Annotated in this window: 16 protein-coding genes and 1 pseudogene; 11 read left to right on the forward strand and 6 right to left on the reverse strand. The window is 56.9% G+C overall.

Features of this window, described 5'->3' with window-relative positions; all coding sequences use genetic code 11:
• Positions 1-140: 140 nt before the first annotated feature.
• The 4 genes from BLV07_RS07685 to BLV07_RS48690 all read left to right on the forward strand — a co-directional run bounded on the left by BLV07_RS07685 (position 141) and on the right by BLV07_RS48690 (position 3,765).
• Complete coding sequence (locus BLV07_RS07685) at positions 141-1,715, forward strand: amidophosphoribosyltransferase (protein WP_244551011.1); 1,575 nt, start codon at positions 141-143, stop codon at positions 1,713-1,715.
• A gap of 10 nt (positions 1,716-1,725) precedes the next feature.
• Positions 1,726-2,406, forward strand: coding sequence for an HAD family hydrolase (locus BLV07_RS07690; RefSeq protein WP_091881967.1), 681 nt, complete (start codon positions 1,726-1,728; stop codon positions 2,404-2,406).
• Positions 2,407-2,965: 559 nt separating this feature from the next.
• The gene (locus BLV07_RS07695; protein ID WP_143035364.1) at positions 2,966-3,148 is read left to right on the forward strand and encodes a hypothetical protein; all 183 of its coding nucleotides are present in this window, start codon (positions 2,966-2,968) and stop codon (positions 3,146-3,148) included.
• A gap of 239 nt (positions 3,149-3,387) precedes the next feature.
• Positions 3,388-3,765, forward strand: coding sequence for a hypothetical protein (locus tag BLV07_RS48690; protein ID WP_244551012.1), 378 nt, complete (start codon positions 3,388-3,390; stop codon positions 3,763-3,765).
• 546 nt (positions 3,766-4,311) lie between these two features.
• Here the strand turns inward: BLV07_RS48690 and BLV07_RS07705 are convergent.
• From BLV07_RS07705 to BLV07_RS07715, 3 genes are all read right to left on the reverse strand, one after another.
• Positions 4,312-4,896, reverse strand: a complete 585-nt coding sequence (locus tag BLV07_RS07705; RefSeq protein WP_091881977.1) for an anthranilate synthase component II — start codon at positions 4,894-4,896, stop codon at positions 4,312-4,314.
• A complete protein-coding gene (gene pabB / locus BLV07_RS07710) occupies positions 4,893-6,287 on the reverse strand; it encodes an aminodeoxychorismate synthase component I (protein ID WP_091881980.1) in 1,395 nt (464 codons plus the stop codon). Before pabB ends, BLV07_RS07705 begins: the two co-directional genes overlap by 4 nt.
• Positions 6,288-6,400: 113 nt before the next feature.
• Positions 6,401-6,760, reverse strand: a complete 360-nt coding sequence (locus tag BLV07_RS07715) for a Dabb family protein (protein ID WP_091881984.1) — start codon at positions 6,758-6,760, stop codon at positions 6,401-6,403.
• Between the two features lie 829 nt (positions 6,761-7,589).
• On the opposite strand from BLV07_RS07715, the gene BLV07_RS07720 reads away from it, so the two are divergent.
• The 3 genes and pseudogenes from BLV07_RS07720 to BLV07_RS45985 all read left to right on the forward strand — a co-directional run bounded on the left by BLV07_RS07720 (position 7,590) and on the right by BLV07_RS45985 (position 12,650).
• The gene (locus BLV07_RS07720) at positions 7,590-8,225 is read left to right on the forward strand and encodes a dethiobiotin synthase (RefSeq protein WP_091881994.1); all 636 of its coding nucleotides are present in this window, start codon (positions 7,590-7,592) and stop codon (positions 8,223-8,225) included.
• A 724-nt stretch (positions 8,226-8,949) separates the two neighbouring features.
• A pseudogene (locus tag BLV07_RS48695) lies at positions 8,950-9,220 on the forward strand (FAD-dependent oxidoreductase); the annotation flags it as partial.
• A gap of 2,530 nt (positions 9,221-11,750) precedes the next feature.
• Positions 11,751-12,650: a hypothetical protein gene (locus BLV07_RS45985; RefSeq protein ID WP_143035365.1), complete on the forward strand. Its 900-nt coding sequence runs from the start codon at positions 11,751-11,753 to the stop codon at positions 12,648-12,650.
• A 711-nt stretch (positions 12,651-13,361) separates the two neighbouring features.
• Here BLV07_RS45985 and tnpC read toward each other — a convergent pair.
• From tnpC to tnpA, 3 genes are all read right to left on the reverse strand, one after another.
• Positions 13,362-14,840: an IS66 family transposase gene (tnpC, locus tag BLV07_RS07750; protein WP_091882155.1), complete on the reverse strand. Its 1,479-nt coding sequence runs from the start codon at positions 14,838-14,840 to the stop codon at positions 13,362-13,364.
• A 122-nt stretch (positions 14,841-14,962) separates the two neighbouring features.
• A complete protein-coding gene (gene tnpB / locus BLV07_RS07755; RefSeq protein ID WP_091882009.1) occupies positions 14,963-15,319 on the reverse strand; it encodes an IS66 family insertion sequence element accessory protein TnpB in 357 nt (118 codons plus the stop codon).
• Entirely contained in the window at positions 15,316-15,768 is a 453-nt protein-coding gene (tnpA, locus tag BLV07_RS07760) for an IS66-like element accessory protein TnpA (protein WP_091882012.1), read from the reverse strand. The genes tnpB and tnpA overlap by 4 nt, the downstream gene beginning before the upstream one ends.
• A 541-nt stretch (positions 15,769-16,309) precedes the next feature.
• Here tnpA and BLV07_RS50285 point away from each other — a divergent pair.
• The 4 genes from BLV07_RS50285 (at position 16,310) to BLV07_RS07780 (ending at position 19,589) form a co-directional block, all read left to right on the forward strand.
• The gene (locus BLV07_RS50285) at positions 16,310-16,549 is read left to right on the forward strand and encodes a DEAD/DEAH box helicase family protein (RefSeq protein WP_502689897.1); all 240 of its coding nucleotides are present in this window, start codon (positions 16,310-16,312) and stop codon (positions 16,547-16,549) included.
• 393 nt (positions 16,550-16,942) lie between these two features.
• Positions 16,943-18,139 (forward strand): GlsB/YeaQ/YmgE family stress response membrane protein, encoded by a 1,197-nt coding sequence (locus tag BLV07_RS45990; RefSeq protein ID WP_143035366.1) that lies wholly within the window; start codon positions 16,943-16,945, stop codon positions 18,137-18,139.
• Between the two features lie 78 nt (positions 18,140-18,217).
• Positions 18,218-18,484, forward strand: coding sequence for a hypothetical protein (locus BLV07_RS45995; protein WP_143035367.1), 267 nt, complete (start codon positions 18,218-18,220; stop codon positions 18,482-18,484).
• Between the two features lie 682 nt (positions 18,485-19,166).
• Complete coding sequence (locus BLV07_RS07780) at positions 19,167-19,589, forward strand: hypothetical protein (protein WP_143035368.1); 423 nt, start codon at positions 19,167-19,169, stop codon at positions 19,587-19,589.
• Positions 19,590-19,967 lie beyond the last annotated feature (378 nt).

Consider the following 19,967-nt stretch of genomic DNA (forward strand, 5'->3'; position numbering starts at 1 on the left):
TTTGAAGGTCTGGTCAAATTGCTGAGCGCTGGGCGCTGGTACGAAGCTTGCTTAAGGGCAGGTCCATCTCTTCTCGGATCGGCGGACTACATCCGCCTTGTGACGGGCTTGGGACGGGACGCTACAAGAAGGTTACCAGCATGTCAGGTATCGCTGCCGCTTTTCTATTGCCTTGGAGCAGTTCCCATCAGACTGTTTATGATCGGCTCAAGCACATGCTTCCGAAGCTCTCACTTCGCGGACAGGCAGGAGTCGGCATCGCCGCCTTCATGCACAACAAAGGCGTTCGATACAAAACCGCGTCTCGGCCACCACACGAACTGCGTGCGATCGACAAGGATGAGCAGGATCTGGAGTTCACTCCCCATGTTGCAATCGCCCATGTTCGCGGTCGAGTTTGCACAGAGGGTGAGAGCGACGATCAACCAACGCCCAATCGCAGGGCCACCTCCCGTCAACTGACAATTTCGTTGGACGGAGCGTTAGTAAATGCTCGAGAGATTAGGGCAGAACTGGTTGCCCAAGGTCGCACCTTCGCGGGTCGGACGGATGCCGAACTCTTGCTCAAGCTAGTTGAACACATTTGTGAAAGGGATTATTGGCGCCCGGGCCTGCGAGTCAACTATGAGAACGTCTTTCGTGAGATTGATGAGCGCATTGATGGTGCTATTAGTGCGCTTTTGTTGGACACCGAAGGAAATCTGGTTGCGTTCCGCAATAGATATGGTCTGCGTCCTTTGGAGTTCATGCAGACGGACGATGGATTCTTGCTCTTTGCGTCGGAAAATTGCGCATTTGCCGGGCTTCGGGGCAAGTCAGACCGAATCGTCCCCGGCTACATCAAATATGTAGATGGCAAAAGGGGGCATTGCCTCGATCGATGTGTCAGCGATTCTCAACGTGCCGCCAAGCTTTGCGTCTACGAAACTCTTTACCTCGGAAGTCCGGATACGTCGATCCAGGGCCGATCTCACCTCGAAACTCGTTACAGTATCGGTTTTTCGCTGGGTGATCTTATTGCGCGTCGGCTTCCCACAGAGCCGGACGCCACTCCAATCATCGTCGCGTCCATGCCTCATACCGGAGGGCCCTACGCTGACGGCTTATTTTCATCTCTCGTAGCACGCGGGGTTAGCGCGGAACGGCGTGAAGTCATCGAGACTCAAATCTCTGAACGAACTCTCATCGGCCCAAGCAGTGAGCGCAAGCGCCGTATTGCTCACAAATACCGTTTGGCTTCGACTGACGTCGACAAACGCACGATACTTATCGCCGATGAAGCCCTCATTCGGGGCGATACCAGTCGTACCGTAACGAATATGCTTCTTGCGGCGGGTGTCAAAGCTGTCCATTGGGGAATCGGCTCACCGCCTATCGTGGCCCCAAATTACTACGGCGTGAATATTGAGACCATCGATGAACTGGCCTTCTGGCGGACATGGAAGGGACTGTCCGCTCAACAGCGGAAGAAAAGCCTACTATTTAAAGATATCGAGCCGCATGTCCTCAAAGCCATCGAAGGAAGAATCGCGGCTTCGATCAACGCGGCAACTGTGACTTACTTGCCCTTCCCGCGTCTCACATCGTTGCTGCCGCGGGGAAACGAGGGAATAGATTTGTCACCCTTTACATTCGAAATGCCAACTCCTGCAGGGCAAACGCGCGCAAATAGAGACTTGCATAACCTGGTCGCTGGCCACTATAGCGCTGCGTGAGGCCCGAAGCATGAAGCCAGTTTTTGTTTTTGATTGGAATGGCACGTTGCTTGACGATGCCAATGCGCTACTGCAAACGACGAACACTATCTTGGAGCGCTTCGGACGCCCGACGATCGATCTGGACACCTTTCGGGATCATTCCGATGTCCCACTCTCGATTCTTTTCCGAAATGTCGGAATGTCAGAAGAGGAAGTCGCAGCCGTAGATCACGATGGGGGCGCAATCTTTCATGATACGTACGAGCCGCTAGCCGATAAAGCGGAGTTACGCATAGGTGCGCGCGCAATGCTGGAATTGGTGCGCCAAGAAGCGGCGTCGTCCATCATAGTGAGCAACCATATAGTCGCGCCCCTTGTTGCTCAATTGCAAAGGCTCGGAATCGATCGCTACTTCAACGGCGTCCTGGCCTTTGAAAGCCGTGCCACGCAGTATAAAACGATGAGCAAAGGGGAGAGACTTCGGCGATATATGGAGCAAAATGATATAAATCCCGAGTCAACCTTCATCATCGGGGATATGCCAGTAGAAACGAATATTGCACGAAGCCTTGGACTGATAAGTATATCCATTACCGGTGGATTTGTTTCCGAGTCGCGCTTGCGAGCTGCGGAGCCGGACCACATCATCCACAACTATCACGAGCTGTTACCAATCGTTCAAACGCACGGCTTTTTTCTAAATGGATAGATGCTATGTGCGAACGCGAGACACCGCACTTAGGCCGGCGGCGAGACGGGGCAGGCCTTCTCGGAGTGGGCGCATGAGAAAGGCCTGTGATCTCAGCAGCTCGGCTTGCCAGAGTGAAGGTGACGAGAATCGCCGGGGTCGCTGGGTCGGACTGCCCTGAAAGATCTGTCCTGCCTAGCCACCGCCAGGTCACAGAGGCGATGGGCTTAGGATAAGATGGTCGCCCCGTCTGCCGAAAGGCGTGATTATTCGCTGCACAACCTCGTACTTCTGCAATCACTCTGCTCAGAAGCTCAGAAGGCGCGATAGTACGGGTAGACTTGACGCTGACCACCGCGAGTTCCGGCCATTCAAAAAAGCTCGTTTGAAATCCTGCAAACAGCCAGCGACCTTAGGTGAGTGAGCCCAGTTCGGCAACCATCGTTTTCGAGATTCCGAAGGTGAGAGGGTCAGAAGGTGCGCGATCTGTTGCGATCACTGCAATGGATTGCCCACTTGGCAATTCCAAGCGTTCCTTATATGTTCAGTTGACCTCAGGCCGGAGAGAGAGGATTTGACCGTGAATTTGGAACTTCTGACAGCTCTGAAGAAGGTCGCGAAACGTCGGGCGCGGCTAAAGCTGTCTCGCAACGATGCGCTGCAGGTATTGATCAAAGAGGGTATCAACAACTCTCGCGGCGGATTGACGAAGGAATATGGTGGTCCGACCTTGAAGAAGGTTCGCACACTCCGTCGTAAATGAGTCGTTCTGCGACATCGCTGGCGGTGGGTTTCCACGGGTGCGAGCGACAGGTCGGTCTTCGCGTGCTGAGGGGTGAGGACTTTAGGCCCAGCGAAAAGGCATATGATTGGCTCGGTCCGGGCGTTTATTTTTGGGAAGGTGATCCGGTGCGGGCATGGGAGTGGGCCAGAGATCGAGGCTACTCCGAACCATTCGTTGTCGGAGCGATTATAGACTTGGGCGAATGTTTAGATCTCACTTTGCGTGAAAATCTCGAATACCTAAGTGTCGCCTACTCAGATCTGCGGCGCGTTCAAAGTCTGGCTAAATCGAAGCTCCCTTCAAACAAGGATGGTCGCCGCCTACCAAAACGCGACAAAGTACTAAGGTTTCTGGATTGTGCGGTCATTACTCACCTTCATCACATGGTTGCAGATGCGATCGCCGAAAATCCGTTACCTCGCTTTGATACAGTGCGGGGGTTGTTTGAGGAAGGGGAGCCCGCGTTTGCCGGTGCTCGGTTCTATCGCCGCACCCATACTCAGATTGCTGTACTCAATCAGCGCCTTATTCGTGGAGTATTTCGTCCGAGAAGTCTAGATCGCCAATCGCTCGACCAAGCGATGTCTCGCTCCTAGTTCTCCACTTCCTCTTGTTTCTCCAATCTCAACTAGCCCGCCGATTCCGACTGACCGCGACCAATGATGTTACAGCCGCGGTATTGACGTCTCGACCCGGTATCACCGGACAGCGCGTGCGATGAGGGCGCGAATCGTACAGGTATGGCGAGCCCGATCGATACGCGAAGCCTTAGCAGATAACGCCTGAGCGCGTCGATCGCGCCAATCACACGAAGAGAACCGCCGATCCCATAGGCACCAGCGGCCAAGTGAGGGGAGGAAACGCCCGTTAGGGCAGCGGTACCGAAAGTACCGCCTAGACACCGCCAATCTCTTGATGGATCTCGAATAAACGTTTTCGTCAAGAAGCCAGAAGATGTACCGAATGGAGGTGATGCGAAGAGGCCGACGCGGCTCCAAGTAATTCAATTGGGCTGCACCAAAAGAGAAAGTTGCGTACGTAACGTACCAACTGAGCTATTTCCGCTTTCTCGTTACATCTTGTCCGACCTCTGCGGAGCGAGTCACGAATACGCAGCTCGCCATTCGACGACGTCTCCGATCTCACGCTTCGAAACTGGCCGCCAATCGCAAGAAATTCATAAGCAATACGTGCCCTTGTTGAGTAAGTACTGACTCGGGGTGGAATTGCACGCCATAGGTTGGGTGATGCCGATGTGACAAAGCCATAATCTCACCTTCAATTGAACGGGCTGTCACCACGAGATGCTGCGCGTCTGACTCCTCGAGTTCGACCGCCAGAGAATGATAGCGTCCAACAGAAAGTGGAGACGGGAGTTCCTTGAACAACCCTCGGCCGTCATGCGTTATGTGTGAGGCTCGGCCGTGCATGGGACAACGCGCGCGCGCCACGCGACCGCCGAAAACGCTCCCAATACACTGGTGCCCAAGACAGATGCCAAGAATTGGAACGCGACCCGAGAGTTCGCGGACAACGGCAGTGGATATGCCGGCCTCCATTGGCGTGCACGGCCCGGGAGAGATCACGATTGCACGCGCCTGAAGCGCGACAAGATCGGTGAAGCTGATCGCGTCATTCCGGACGACTTGCGTCTCTTCACCGAGCTCGCGGAAATAGCGCGCAATATTGAACACGAAGGAATCGTAATTGTCGACGATGAAAATCAAAACGCACCAGATGGATCGGCACCAAAGGCGTCGAAGAGTCGCTGTGCCTTGGCAAGCGTCTCCTCATACTCGGCTTCAGGATCTGACATCGCCGTTATTCCACCCCCTGCATGAAACACAGCTAGGTCGTCGTCGATCATCACGGTGCGGATCGCAATGTTCGTGTCCATCTGTCCATTGAATCCAATGAAACCGATCGCCCCGCAATAGACCTCTCGCGCCACTCCCTCGATGTCCGCAATGATCTCCATTGCTCGCACCTTCGGAACGCCGGTAACGGAGCCGCCCGGAAAGCAGGCGCGAAGCAGACCGACGGCGTCTTTGTCCGCAGCAAGCGTGCCCCTGACAATCGAGACGAGATGGTGCACTGACGCATAGGATTCCAGGTTGCACAGTGCGGTAACCTCGACCGAATTGTCGGTACAAACGCGTGACAGATCGTTGCGCAGCAGGTCGACGATCATAATGTTCTCGGCGCGATCCTTCTCGGACGCAAGCAGGAGTTCGGCACGGCGCCCATCTTCCGCGGAATCGGCGGAACGCGCGATCGTGCCCTTGATCGGGCGCGTTTCGACCTGCCGTCCGTCAAGTTTCAGAAATCGCTCAGGAGAGCTCGATGCGATCGTCAGCTTATCGTAGCGCAAGAGAGCTGCAAACGGTGCCGGGTTCAATGACCGGAGCTGGCAATAAAAGGTGAGCGGATCGAACAGGGGCGAAACCCTGGCACTGAAGCGTTGCGCGATGTTCGCCTGGAATATCTCTCCAGCCAGGATCAAACCGACGACGCGCTGGACCGCTGCGATGAAGCGTTCACGGCTATAGTTCGAATGCCAAGCGCCCGTCGTGCTGGGGATTATGATCCGCGGCGACTGTGGCCTGGCAAGCAGTGCTGCAAACTCGTCGGCCCGACGACGCGCGCGATCGGCCCGTCGAGTGGGGTCCTGCTCGGGCCATCCGGTCGAGACGATCCAGCACCTGTGGTCCTTGTGATCGAAGCTGACCACCACATCGTAAAAATGCAGGATTGATTGAGGCAGCCGGAGGCCGAGAATTGACGGCGGCGGTAGCCGCTCCAGTGTTCGGTTCAGATCGTAACCAAGAAAGCCGGCTGCGCCGCCCTGGAATGGGGGGAGATCGGGGCGATGCGCTTCTTTGTATCTCGCAAGAAGGCCGCGGAGGACCTCCCATGGATCGCCTGAAAGTGCCTCTCCATTCCAACTTGCCTGTCCATCGGCGACCAAATAGGTGCTGAACGGCTCGCAGGCCAGATATGAGTAGCGCCCAAGCAGCTCATGCCCTGCCGCGCTATCGAGAAAGGTAAGCTGCGGCCGATGCGCAAAGCATCGCAGCGCCTTGACAGGCTCAATCCACTGCAACTCGCGGACGTGCATAGGCTATCTGTTACCGACGACCGGCAGGTTGTGAGGCCCGCGACGCGTGATGCCTTTCCGAACGAGGGCTATTTCCGGCCGACGCGTACAAGACTTTGCGGCTGATCATCAAGCTACTCACGGCCAGCTGGTCCGCTGCGCCGAGCGACTTGCGTTAGCCCTGCCGTTCCAGCGAAATGCACGTCTGTTGACAGCTCATAGTCAGCGGCAAAGCGCAACTCCCGGAGTGGCCGTACGCATCGGATCGCTTCTCGATACAAATTGTGCGTTTTGTACGCAGCGAGATCCGTCTCGCTATCAAACTCCCCGTACACCACGACGTCGATGTCATTGCCGAGCTGATCACTCTTGCGGTTGCGCGCAATCTCGAGCCGGCGTGCATATGGAATGGAGGTAAGAACCGATAGACCTTCGACGATTTGGTCGATAGCGGCCTCATCTCTGGCTGTGAAGAAGACGATGTGACGGATCATGGTGGCCGCAAACGTGACGCCGCAACTTGGCCGCGTTCTTACCTCGGGATGAGACTCGACGCAATGCTTGAACGGCGTTGATGGCAGAAGCGGGGGCGCTCGGGCGACGCTCGGCCTTACATCAGAGGCTCGCAGAATTTCCAATTGAGGAAGATGTGTGAGTTGCTCGGTGCCCAAATGATCTGAATGTGGCGTTATTCTGGCTCGGCGGCTCGATGAATGCCGCGCGCAAGACTCGAGAACGGGCAATACTCCGTTGCGGGTGATACCGTCGATCAATGTTCTCCGGAGAGGACTTTTCAGCACTATCTCAACGGCCCCATACCAATTGAACTCAGTCACCAATCGTAGAGCTGCGGTACGAAACGTACAGTACTGCATCTATCAGGATACATCGTGCCGGACGTGAACGCCTTCGTCCGATCCGGACAGTATTTGTGTGCCGAAAACAATCTTGACCTGTCACAACGCATGACACGCAACTCGGGGAAGCGCGATGGTCCGCGCGCGAAACTTCTATGGTTCAATCTATCAGTTGGCCATGCGGAGCAGGCCCTTTCAGGCGGGCATCGGCAACGAACGCCATCGGTGTCTCGCATAAACTGTGCGGCCGCTGCTTGGCGTTGAGAGCGTAAAAAGGTCGTCGTAAGTGCGCTGAGCAACCTTTTGCTCGACTCATGGAAGGTCGGGTCGTACGCTGAACGTAGACTGCCGATCTTCCCAAGCGCGAGGCGGGGCCTTCCCGACTGGCGCACGTTTGTGAACTGACACTGAAAATCGTGGAGGATGAGTTGCGTACATTGCAGGAGGAGACAAGAGGCCAAGCTCGATGAGCCAGCAGCGGATTGTGGTGACCGCTACAGGCGCCGGCATCGGAAAGACGGTGTTCTGCGCAGGACTAGTCAATCTCCTCGGTGCGAAGTTTTGGAAACCGATTCAAGCCGGCCTCGAAGGAGAAACGGACACCGAGCGTGTCGCTCGGCTTGGCAGTCTTCCGTCGGATCGCATCGTGCCTGAGCGTTACCGACTGCAAACAGCCGCTTGGCCCTACAGTTCCGCGGAGATCGACGAGGTTCGCATCAAAACGGAATCGCTGGACCTGCCGGACACCGGCGGACAGCCGCTCGTGATCGAGGGGACCGGGGGACTAATGGAACCGCTGAATTGCGGCTCGCTTTACATTGACGTCTTGGAGAGATGGCGACTTCCTGTCGTGCTCTGCGCGAGCACAACTCTGGGCACGATCAATTGTTCACTGCTGTCCATAGAGGCGCTGCGAAGGCGCCAGATCGACATTCTTGGAATCGCTTTCGTTGGCGAAAAGAATTCGGATGCTGTGAGAGCAATTTGCGAGATTGGACGGGTGCGTTGGTTAGGGCGACTGCCCTGGATTGCGCCTTTGTCGGCAGACACGCTGCAAGCTGCGTTCAAGGCCTCCTTTTTGCGCGGTGATTTCAACCCATGACGCTAAAGATGAAGTCGCTGATCTGGCATCCGCATGCAACGCGCGCTTCAAGGCGGGATGACAGCTGCCCGGGCGACGGTGCTTATCTTTAGCCGGAACCATTGCGGCCTTCGATCTGAAGACGATCGCTGGCGAATACCGTGATGCCGCCATATTGCGCCACAACGGCAGACCTCGATGAGATTGACGCATGTCATCTTCGCCGACATGTGCAAGTAAATTGTCCTTCATGCGCTGAAAGGCCTCCGTCGAAAAACGAACGTTGTCGGAGATCAGCTATGACATGCTCCAACATGTCGTCCTTCGCCATCGGCGAATTTCACGCGAAACCCGCGAGAGCGAGGGACATCATGCCAGTTCAGGAAGCACGCTCCCTCAAATCCTGCACTGGCCGATGGAAAGTGATAAGAGAGCGTTGCCGCTTCTGCCGGGATAGTGCTACTTCGGCGTTCGGCCTTGAATTGGATGGAAACCATCGCTCGCGCCCTGCCAAGGAGCGTTTTCCACGCGTTCACGGGTTTTGGGTAGAATGCTTGTCAATCAGACGACAGCGCCCCGCGCAGCAGCGATGCCGATGTCGCCCGTTATCTGCCTCGGAGCGTTGGTGAGACCTGTCGGCTAACCTTAACCTGGACTGGTGAACTACCGGGTCAAGCGGGTTCGCAGCTTGAGAATCTATGCGAATTTCGATGCCATGGGCCCATTACGGCAGGGGGCTGGCTAGATGGAGGGTGATCCGACATCGCACGGACTGTGGGAATTGACGGCCCCGCCTGCTCCCCGGACCGGCTCCTTGGCCGGCCGACTGGACGCCGATGTCGTTGTTATCGGAGGCGGATATACAGGCGTCTCTTCGGCGCTTTATCTCGCGGAGGCAGGTGCGCGCGTCGCGTTCCTGGAAGCATCCGACATCGGATACGGCGGCTCTGGACGGAATGTCGGTCGTGAGTGCGGGTATGTGGGTAACCGACGTTCTCACGAGAACGCTTGGGCCAACTTTGGCGAACTGCTGCAGCAGATCAGACATTCGTTTTGGGGTTTGAGTAGACTTGGACCGGCGCCGCGTTATCGCACGCACAGGATCGTTCCCGATTGATAAAATCTATCGGCATTTCGGCGAACACTAGCTTGCTTGAGCTCTATGAGGCGCGGTGGAAAGAACGCGGTCGCTTGTTTCCACATGTAGCGTTGCAAAACCGGCTCAGGAGCTGAGTTGGCCTGTGCCGATGGAGCTGGCCGGAGCGGCGGCGCCAGCGAGACTTTGTGGGCTTGTGGTGGGCCTGCTTGGAGGTCGAGGGAGTGCGGCGACAGGCATAAAGCGTGCCCTAGCGCTCCCGCCAAATCGTTGGAATCGCTCACGAGGAGAGGTGGGTTGGGAGAACCCGAGACGGTCCCGATGGGAAAATTGCGTCCCTCAATATGTCCGTCGATCTCACGGAAAACTCGCGCAAGCAGAGACACCCCGCGCGACGGTCAGGTGCCGGGCTGGCTACTTGTTACGCATTCGACCCTTCGCATCCGGAATCCCTCGTTTGCCAGGGTGGATAGCTACCATCCGTCCGTCCGGTCCCTGCATCCCTCGACAACCGGCGGGGATTGCAATCATACGACCGTCGCTGCCTTGCATGCCCCGTGCGCCGGCAGGAATTGCAGCCATTCTGCCGTCTCTGCCTTGCATGCCTCGACCACCCGCGGGGATTGCGACCATACGACCGTCTCTGCCCTGCATACCGCGAGCGCCGGCAGGGATCGCAACCATACGACCGTCGCTGCCCTGCATGCCCCGTGCGTCAGCGGGGATCGCAACCATGTGACCGTCCGATCCCTGCATCCCGCGACCGCCATCTGGAATAGTAACCGATACCCCATCAGACCCGGTCATTTTTCTCGGCACGTGCTCCTCCTTCTCGTTGGTGTGCGACAGCTCATCCGCCACTCTCCGATTTGCCCTTAATGGTAATAAATCGGCAGCCCGGTATTCCCGCGGGCGCATGCGGTAAACAGGGTGTTCAAGTACATCTGCATCTGCCAGCTACCGTTCGTGGGCGGTCCGGGCAAATCGTCCTCGAGTTCGGAACGGTCAAGCAAACGAGTCGCCAGGATCCAGGCTTCTAGTTGCCAACTCCGGTTTGTGAGCGCTCCCTTGACGCCATCGTCGACCTCTCCGACGGAGAGGTGTTGAGCGTTTTTGAAGCTACGACTAAGCTCGGTCAGCTGCACCTCGTTGGCATAAACGTCCGTATTCCAGCGATCGGGATCCTTTGTTCGGTGCAAGTGCCACCGTTGAGTAGAACGCGAGCGATGCAAGAGTCTGCCTACCGAGCCCCTCGATCGCGGTGATGCTGGCAGAATGAAGCTCGTGGCTGCCTTTGCGTGAATAATGCAGGCGAGCCGGTCCTTTGAGTTCAGGGCCAAGAAATTGCCAACTTCCGTGCTGTCGTCGTCGCAAACCACCACATCGAACCTACTGGCCTTAGCGCCTAAATCTCCCCATTTTGCGGTCACTCGGCTGCTGTGCGGCAAACTGATATCATGAGGCCAAAAGAAACTTTTCCGGCCACGCCGCTGGATCTGGAGCGTAGAGGATAGAAGTCCGGCTCTCGTCGGACCTCCATCTTGAATAATCATTTCGGTTGATGGTCTGCGTAAACAAGCAGTCGACATCGGATCGATCCTTGTGCCGCTGTATGCGCATGATGTCCTTGTGGCGGCAAGACGTGGCCCGATGCAGTGCCGATCTCACGATGACAGCCCATACATCGATAGATTCCGGCGTAGGGAGCTGCGACTCCGGGTCCGTGATCCTGATCAAAAGCCTCGCTGTTAGATTGCTCTAAATAGTTTCCGTACTTGTAGTTCGCCATTCGTCTTTCTCAGATCGTTGATCTGTGTCGCCAGACGGGCGCGCTTCTGCGCGCAAAGTCTGTACGAAATGGACCAAGGCTGTAATGCCAATCTAAGTGCGTAATTGCAGCTCAACGCTTCAACGCGGCGGTGAAACTAAACATGTAACGGGCCCCGCTTCGCGCGTTTTTGTGTTTGCGACGCAGTTTTTATGCGCTGTGTCACCCTTTGACGCTGAGGATTCATGCAATCCTATCGAAGGTTCGCACCGTGACTTCCTCATCCACGAGGGAACGCAATCTAAGATCCGAATAAGCCTGGAGATGTTGAGAATTCCCGGTTGACTTTTCGAACGCGCAAAGGTTGCATGTTGTTCATTGCAAGCCTTTGAAGGCTTGGGGAGATATTCAAATGATCAATTGCCGTCTGATCCTTGTTGCTTTTTGCTTTGGGTTCGCACCGGCCGCAATAGCGGCTGAACGACCGACAATTCCCGCGCCTACGCAGGCGATGAAAGGGCGATGTGTTCGATATGACCACTTGCCTCCAGTCTGCCCCTATCGGGTATACCTCACGCCCGAACAACGGCAGGCGATCGAGCAGATGCACCAAGAGAACGTGCAAAAGCTGAACAGCGTTAAGTGATTTCTTCCAACGCTTTCTTACTTATCGGATAGTCCAATGATCGCGCTAACTTTCTGCCGTAGAGCATTTGTCGCGGCAGGTGTTCTTTGTTTAGGTGCTTGCGGCCTCACCGTACCGGACATTAAAGAATCTTGGGACGCAGATAGGCCAGCAAACCCGGCAAACGGCGAGCCCAAAATATCCGGCACCGCGCAAATAGAGTTCGAAATCAAGAAACGAATCTATTGCGATCTAAGAGACGCCGTTCAGGCTGTAAACCTAATCGAAGTGTCCGCGGGATCCTATGACAAGCCGGGTCCTGCGAAAAAGGGCATCATTCCGCTGAAGTGGGGAGCGCAGGTCAGCTTAAGCTTGCAGGTAGATGAGTCATCAGCCTTAAATCCTGGGCTTACATTCGATGACCTAGTTTCATCCACGTTTAGTTTGGGACTGGGAGGAGCGCTTTCCTCTACGGCCACCAGGGTTGATAAGTTCAATCCGTCTTGGTCTATCGCTTATCTAATGAGGCCCAACACCCCATATTCGGCCTGCAAGCCAGGAAACGATCCCTTCGAACAGATACGGTGGAAACCAGCAACGAGTTCTCCTTTTATACTCGAGAGCGACTTGGGTATCAAAGAGTGGCTCCAAGGAGCAATGTTTACAGACGTGTTGCTGCACTCTGTTGGCCCAGCGGGCGGCGATCCGAAGCCTGATACTGTTTCTTATGAGATTAAGTTCGTCATCGTGTCGAGTGGCAGCGTCACACCTACTTGGAAGCTAGTGAAGTTTTCCGCGAATACATCGGGCGATTTTTTTAGCGTCGGTCGTACACGTACGCACGATCTAATAATTACAATAGGTCCAAACGATTCGACCACTCTAGATGCCCACCTGGCGTCACAAATAGGCAACGCCGTAAGTAACAGCAATCGCGCTTTGTTGTCGCGACGATAAGAAAATGTATTGCTTGATTGAGTTGCCTCGTTAGACGGAGCGTTCGGCTGGTTTAATCGACGGATATGCTTTCCCGCCGAGCGATAGCAGTCCGGAATGCCGGTGTTCTGTTGTGAGCCCATCCAGTTCCGATCTTCATCAGCGCGGTGCTCGCGTTAGGGATCGGATTCACCCGAACGTAATCGGGCTTGAAGGTCTTCACGAATGCCTCGGCTAGGCCGTTGATCTCGGGGCCTTGAACCGGCGTGAAGCAAGGCTGGAGGCGCGGCAATCCCGAGGAAGGAGGCCGGCGTAGATGGATTGATTGTCAATCAGCCATTGCACCTCGCGTGGAGCGCCGGTGTCCGGCCAAAACGGGGTGCAGTTCGGTCACCAATGCCGATTTGCCATCATCATCAGCTTTGCGCTCCGAGCGCAGTGCTGAACAGTGCCGATCCGGCGAGCGATTACCGAAATTGAGCGGAGGATTCCAGTAGTCGTCTTTCAACTTTCACAGCTGGCATCCCGTGCAAAGTCATGTGAAGGCGATTATTCCCGGGGTCGAACCGTACCAATCAACAACGGTATCCATGACGGTCTATGCGCGTACAAGCGGAAGCAGCCGACCCGGAGGGAGGAGAGAATGCGGGGTAAGTAAGAAGGGGCAAAGCGCGTTCGGGGGCGCAGGCAATCTCACTCAGCCGGTTCAATTCCTCAAGGTAAGCGTTGTTTTCAGGCCACGGCTTTGAGGGCTTGAGCGCGGTAGGCCCAGGGCAGTAGCTGGTCGATGTCGCGGTTTGGATGCCCGTTGACGATCCTTGTCAGGACGTCAGTGAGATAGGCGAGCGGATCGACATTGTTGATCTTGCAGGTCTCGACCAAGGTTGCGACGACGGCCCAATGTTCGGCGCCACCGTCGGATCCGGCAAACAACGCGTTCTTGCGACTGAGCTTGATGCCACGGATTGATCGTTCGACCGTGTTGTTGTCGAGTTCGATGCGTCCATCATCGATGAAGCGCGTTAAGCCTTGCCAGCGCGAGAGGGCGTAGCGGATGGCCTCGGCGAGCTTGATCTTCTGGCTGATGAGAGCCAGCTTGCCGCGCAGCCAGGCCTCGAAGGCATCGGCCAGAGGCCGGCTCTTCTGCTGCCGCACGAGGCGACGCTCCTCCGCGCTGCGGCCGCGGATCTCCTTCTCGATCGCGTAGAATGCGGCAATGTGGTTCAGCGCCTCGCTCGCGATCGGCGCGGGGCCGGCTGTCGCGAGTTCGTAGAAGTTGCGCCGCATGTGCACCCAGCAGAAGGCGAGCTCGACCTCGCTACGCTCGGCAAGCTTTGGGTAGGCGTTGTAGCCATCGACCTGCAGGACGCCCTTGAAGCCGGCAAGATGACTGAACAGCCGCTCGGCCTTGCGGTCGGGTGCATAGACATAGGCGATGCCGGGCGGATCGAGGCCGCCCCAGGGCCTGTCGTCGGCGGCATAGGCCCAGAGCTGGCCGGTCTTGGTGCGCCCTCGACCGGGATCGAGCACCGGCACCGTCGTCTCGTCGGCGAACAGCTTGGACCTCGCGCGAAGCACCGTGAGAAGGCGCTCATGTAGCGGGCGCAGATGGAAGGCAGCATGCCCAACCCAGTCCGCCAGTGTCGATCGATCGAGAGCGATGCCCTGGCGGGCATAGATCTGGGCCTGCCGGTAGAGCGGCAGATGATCGGCATATTTGGACACCAGAACCTGGGCGACGGTTGCCTCCGTCGGCAGTCCGCCCTCGATCAGCCGGGCCGGAGCCTCGGCCTGCAGGACGCCATCTTCGCAGGCTCGGCAGGCGTATTTGGGACGTCGGGTGACGACAACGCGGAACTGCGCCGGCACCATGTCCAGCCGCTCGCTCTTGTCTTCGCCGATCTGATGCAGGTCGCCCTTGCAGCAGGGGCAGGTCTTGTCGTCGAGGTCGACCATGACCTCGATCCGCGGCAGATGCGCCGGCAGTGCTCCGCGGTTGTTGCGGCGCTTGCGCGCCCGTTCCGCCCGGCCTTCCGGAGCGGTCGCGTCTTGGCTGGCTTCCGTACACGCCGCAACCTGTTGGACGTCCTCGAGGCCCAGCAGCATCTGCTCCTCGGGAAGCGACTCCGCCTTCCGGCCAAAGCGATGACGCTGCAATTCCTTGATGATCTGGCGCAGCCGCTCGCTCTCGTGCCGCTCGGCCAGCAGCATCGCCTTCAGCGTCTCGGGATCATCAGGAAGGTTATCGCTCACAGGCAAATCAGAGCATATTCGCGCCCGCCTGACGACGTGCCCGATGCCCCTGATTCACTTCGCCGCAGCGCGGCCCACAATTATCCGGCTTGCGTCGGGACGATCGTCTCCCGTGCCGCATGAACACGCCGCCAATCAAGCCCTTCGAGCAGCGCCGACAATTCCGCCGCCGACAAACGTATCACGCCATCCTCGATCTTCGGCCACCGGAAGACGCCTTCCTCGAGCCGCTTGGCGAACAGGCACAAACCCGTCCCATCCCAGAAGATCAGCTTGATCCGGTCCGCGCGCTTGGCACGGAACACATAGACCGCACCCGAGAACGGATCGGCCTTCATGTGCTCGCGCACCAACATAGCAAGCCCCTCCATTCCTTTGCGGAAGTCGACCGGCTTGGTTGCCACCATTACCCGGACAGTTCCGGACGGGCCGATCACCGGGGTGCCTTCAGCGCATGGACGATGGCCGCAATCATCGCCACGTCCGCGCCTCGGCCGACCCGGATAGTGACGCCTTCGGCTTCGATCTCGATGCCCCCGGCATCGCAACGGCGAGCCCCGACATCCGGCTTGGCCTTGCGTCGCGCTATCTTGCGCTCATGGCCAACAGCCACGGCCGGTACCATGGCGTCTACCACTGCCGGTACAAACGGAGGATCGTCAGCCATCGGCGTCGGCAACCGGCGTGCTTGCCGGCGCCAGGTGAACACTTGTTGTGGGGTCAGCCCGTGTCGCCGGGCAATCTCGGAAACGACCGCACCTGGTACCAGCGTCTCCTCGACAATCCGGGCCTTGTCGTCCTTGGAGAACCAACGACGGCGTCCCGTCTCCGTGATCACTTCCAGCCGGCGCGCCGTCACGTCCGACTTAAGCGTATGGTCAAGCATAGACACAAGCCGATCCCTTCAAAGAGATCGTGAAACTCGCCTATCCCGTGTGCCGCGAGAAGGTGGGAGCAGAACGACGCTTACTCCTCAAGCTACTGTTCGGTTGGTTTTTCCCATCGCCGTTCTCCTGTGGGCTGAGCCAGGCATCCATGGAGATCTGCACTTCGTACCGTCGAGCTTTCTACAGGAGCCCATCGCCTCCGGGCCCAGTAACAGCTTGGCTTCTCGCTTCGCGTGCTCGGCCAGTCCCTCATTGAGCGCCAGGGCGTGCTTGATCGTCTTGTATCTCGCAGGTGGGGACCGGTCTCAGCTGCGGGGGAATCGGAATGGGCAAACGACGAGAGTAGACCGGTGCAGTGCAACAAAAGATCTGTTGCTGCGGGCAGCGCTGCGGATGCAGCGATGGATCGGTGCAACTTCAGGATGCGCACGTTATGCTAACGGCTTCATCTTAGCTGAGGAAAGACTTTTGGGGTATTTCGCGGATCAATACGATTCTTTCCGCTTCCCGCTGAAGGACGGAGAGGCTCCTGGGCTCCGGATGGCGCAGCTAGGGGCCATCCACGCGATCGCCGCGCACTTTTCGCTGCGACGAGATCCTGCCGTCGTGACCATGCCTACGGGCTCGGGAAAGACAGCGGTTCTAATCGCCGCGGCATTCGTACTGCGAGCTAAGCGGGTTCTTATTGTAGCGCCAGGCCGGCTTGTCAGAGAGCAGATTGCGGACGAAGTATCACAGGGGGTCTGGCCAGACGCAACGCTTCCAAGCAGGCCCGGGTAGAAGCGGACATCAGCCAGCCGACAATCTCCGCTGAAACCGTCGAAAATGACCCAGTGCGAACCTTCATGCGCGGGCCGGACGTTGCCCTCGCATACAGCGCCCGAAGTGCGGACAGGCGTTAGGTGCACTCGGCTTCCGCCAATTGCTGATGTTTTTCCGACGCCGCGGTGAGCCCACACCTCATTACCTCAATTCGAGTCAGATCACCAAATTCGTGTTCGATCTTGAACGCAAAGGCGATGGTCGAAGACATATAGCAGCCGGGGATATAACAACTGCTGGTGATCCACACAGTAGTAATCTGCCCGCACGTTGGCATGCGGCAGAAAACTTCGTTTCGTGAATCGCGCCTCAAAGCAAAATCGATTTGTCGAGTCGAAGGGAAGAAGAGTCATGATGGCCATTTTCTGGTTCATTGTGGTCAGTAGTATCGCTGGCATAATCCCACGGCTTGTAGTGCCAGGCTCGGCATACACTCTCATTATAGTGCTCGGCGTCGCGGGCGCATTTATTGCTGATCCGGCATGGGCTGGTGAAAAGTGTGGCGTTGGCTCTTGTCCCGAGGGCTACCAATGTTCCCCTATAAGGCCTGGGAAGTGTGTGCCCTTTGGAAATTTAGATTGCGGTGGGTATACTTGTTCCCCGGGGAATAAATGTGGTCGTGGGGTAGCGGGAAAGTGCATCCCGCAAAATTCCGTCGATTGCGGCGACGGCCGATATTGCAATCCAGGATTTGTTTGCGCGGCCGGCAGTCGTTGCATCTCTCAAGCCGATCTGGCTGCAGAGAAAGCCGCGGCCACGATCAACACACCTTCAGCTTCGAGCACCGCGCAACCTGCTTCACCGCCAAATCCAGCCAGCCCACCAGTTGCGACGAATAATCCACCCTCGACATTTGGCGAAATAGTACAGTTCGATTGCAATCAATTAGATGCAAGCGTCAATCCCCCCGTGGTGGGAATTTTGATAAAGATACTTTATCCCTCTGAGAAACGGCAGCAATTCGCAGATCCAACATTCACCCAGGATCTGCTGGATTCAATACGCAACGCTGCGACACAGCGTTGTTCAACAGTACCCGCGCAATTTCTCGACGGGGGACGCAGCAGAGATGCTCGGCGCACAAAATTCGAACTTACTATCGGCGCCACGCGCGATTTCGGATGGTACGTTGGCAATGCGCAAAACATCTATGTTCGCGCTTCATTCGATCTCCAAACCCAGAAGTGGACGTTAGTGCACAACGCCGCTGGAGATTCGTTGGCCCAAGCTCGGCGCGAGCAGGAACAGCAGCAAGCCGAAGCGCGCAAAAGCGCTGAGGAAGTAGCTGAGTTCGAAAGACGGAAGCAAGCGGCGCTGGCGGACTGTGGATCAAACTGGCCGACCCTTATTAGCGGCCCCTGGTTCTCAACTACTTACAAAACAGCTGCAATAGACGGCGCGAGGCGCAGCAATTATCTTTGCGTGAAGTCTATCGAATATCTAGGGGCGGCCCCCAACCCGTTTGGATTGAACAGCGCGAAGGCCCGCTTGATCTTCTATACGAATAACGCGATACGCCAAACCCAAGACATCGATTTTTTCTATTGAAGTTCTGGCGCGGTTGAAGCCGCTCCAGACAAGCTGACCCACTGTCAATAGACCATCACACAACGGAGAAATGACTCCATGAAAAAAGTTCTGATCAGTGCGACCCTGCTGGCATCAATCTCTGCACCAGGGATGGCTCAGACAACCACCGCGTGCCCACCGTCCGATGGTTATGGAACTAACTACCTGCGCTGGGTCGCGAATGATCCAAAGCGATCGCCCAATGATCGCCAAAAGGCTGCACAGGCCCTTAATGCCAGTCCATCGGATCGGCAAACCGTGGCTATGAACCTGGGATGGGACCCAACGGGATTGACTGGTCATCCGCAGCCGAAGTGTCAGTAAGATTGTCAAACACCGTACCGCGGCTCACCAATTCCGACGAACTATCGAATTGGACTTCCTTGTTGCTCCGCATGACTCGGTCATGGCCCATCGCTCCCGTTGAAGCGGTGGCCCCGCATGTCGGCTGGCAGGGGCCGAGCGGAAGTTCGCAGCCGGGCGCTGGGCCGGCGCTTTTGGACCCGTAGCTGACATTCGCCTGGGTGTTGTGCAGGATGTACAGGTATGCAAGAATCAATGTCTTCCGCGACAGTGCGCGAGGTGGACACTAAATGGGTTTCTATTCACCCCCGCTTCCACCCAGGTCGGAGTTCTCCGATCGCATACCTACGCCACTGGCGATTGCCGGAATAGGCATGCTGCTCGCTGCAATACTGCCTGACAGGCTTACTGTCGGTCAGGGGTTTTGGTACGGCCTGCTCGTTGGCTTTGCCCTTGTTGCAGTTGTTGCGCTTCTAGGAGGTTCTCGCTCAGACAGTCCTCCAACAAAGTACGGGTCTCAACCAGAGTCTCGCTCAGACGAAGAGTTCGCCTCTGAACCAGAGGAAGAGTACGCCCATGAACCAGAGTCTGGCTTCGACTATCCTGCAGCAGAGTACGCGCCTGCGCCCCCCGAGCCTGCACCGCCTCGCCCGAAGGCGCGACGACGAAAGGCTAGTGAGAATAATTTGAAGGACCATTAGCCATGCCGGATAATGGCGGATGGTGGGAACGAGTTAGCAAAGAACTTGTAAGCCCTTGGGATTGGGTTGCTGCCGGAGTCGGCGCTACTGGTGGCTTAGTAGTGAGTGCGGCGCTACTCCACACTGATATGGGCGCTTCTGTCGGGGCCGGCGCTTTGGGGGCGGTCACAGCGAAGAAAGCAGGTGTGGCGGCGTGCCAGCGGCCAATCCTGATGAGGCGAACGAGAGCCTTCATAAAAGCTATCGAACGATCTTTGCAAGAGGGAGCGGAAGGACCGAACCCTGATAAGCTGCGCTTGTTGGGCGAGGTCCAGCGCGATTTGGATTTATTGGAGCGCAAGGTCATTTCAGCTGAGCAATACGGCAAAATCCTTGATGGTTACATCGCCACGTTCCGCCAGATGGCGCTCCCTAGCTACCGCTAGCCGGTCCCGACAAAGAAAATACGACGCTGTCGCGCTCCCGCGCGCGCTTCGGCCTGCAACTTTCCTGCGGATAGCCACCTTACATCACTCTTCGCTATAACGCACTACGTCGGCTCCTGGCCCATCGCGACATAGTGCGCTGCCGCGGGAATTTAGTCGCCAAAGGAGCAAAGTGGACGTAGTCACCGGTCACATGACGCCGTCTGGTTTATAGGTACATGGTCTAGCCGTGAAGAAGCGCCTTACCACTCCCGAGGGTAAGCGTAGCGCCGAGGCCCTTCAGATTGTCTGTGCGCAGACTTGGGGGCACCGTTAGAAGAGTCATCTTCGGCAAGGGTGCTCATAATGGACGACCATTCGGACGACATAAGACGACCG

The sequence above is a fragment of the Bradyrhizobium sp. Rc2d genome, assembly GCF_900099855.1.
Classification (GTDB): Bacteria; Pseudomonadota; Alphaproteobacteria; order Rhizobiales; family Xanthobacteraceae; genus Bradyrhizobium.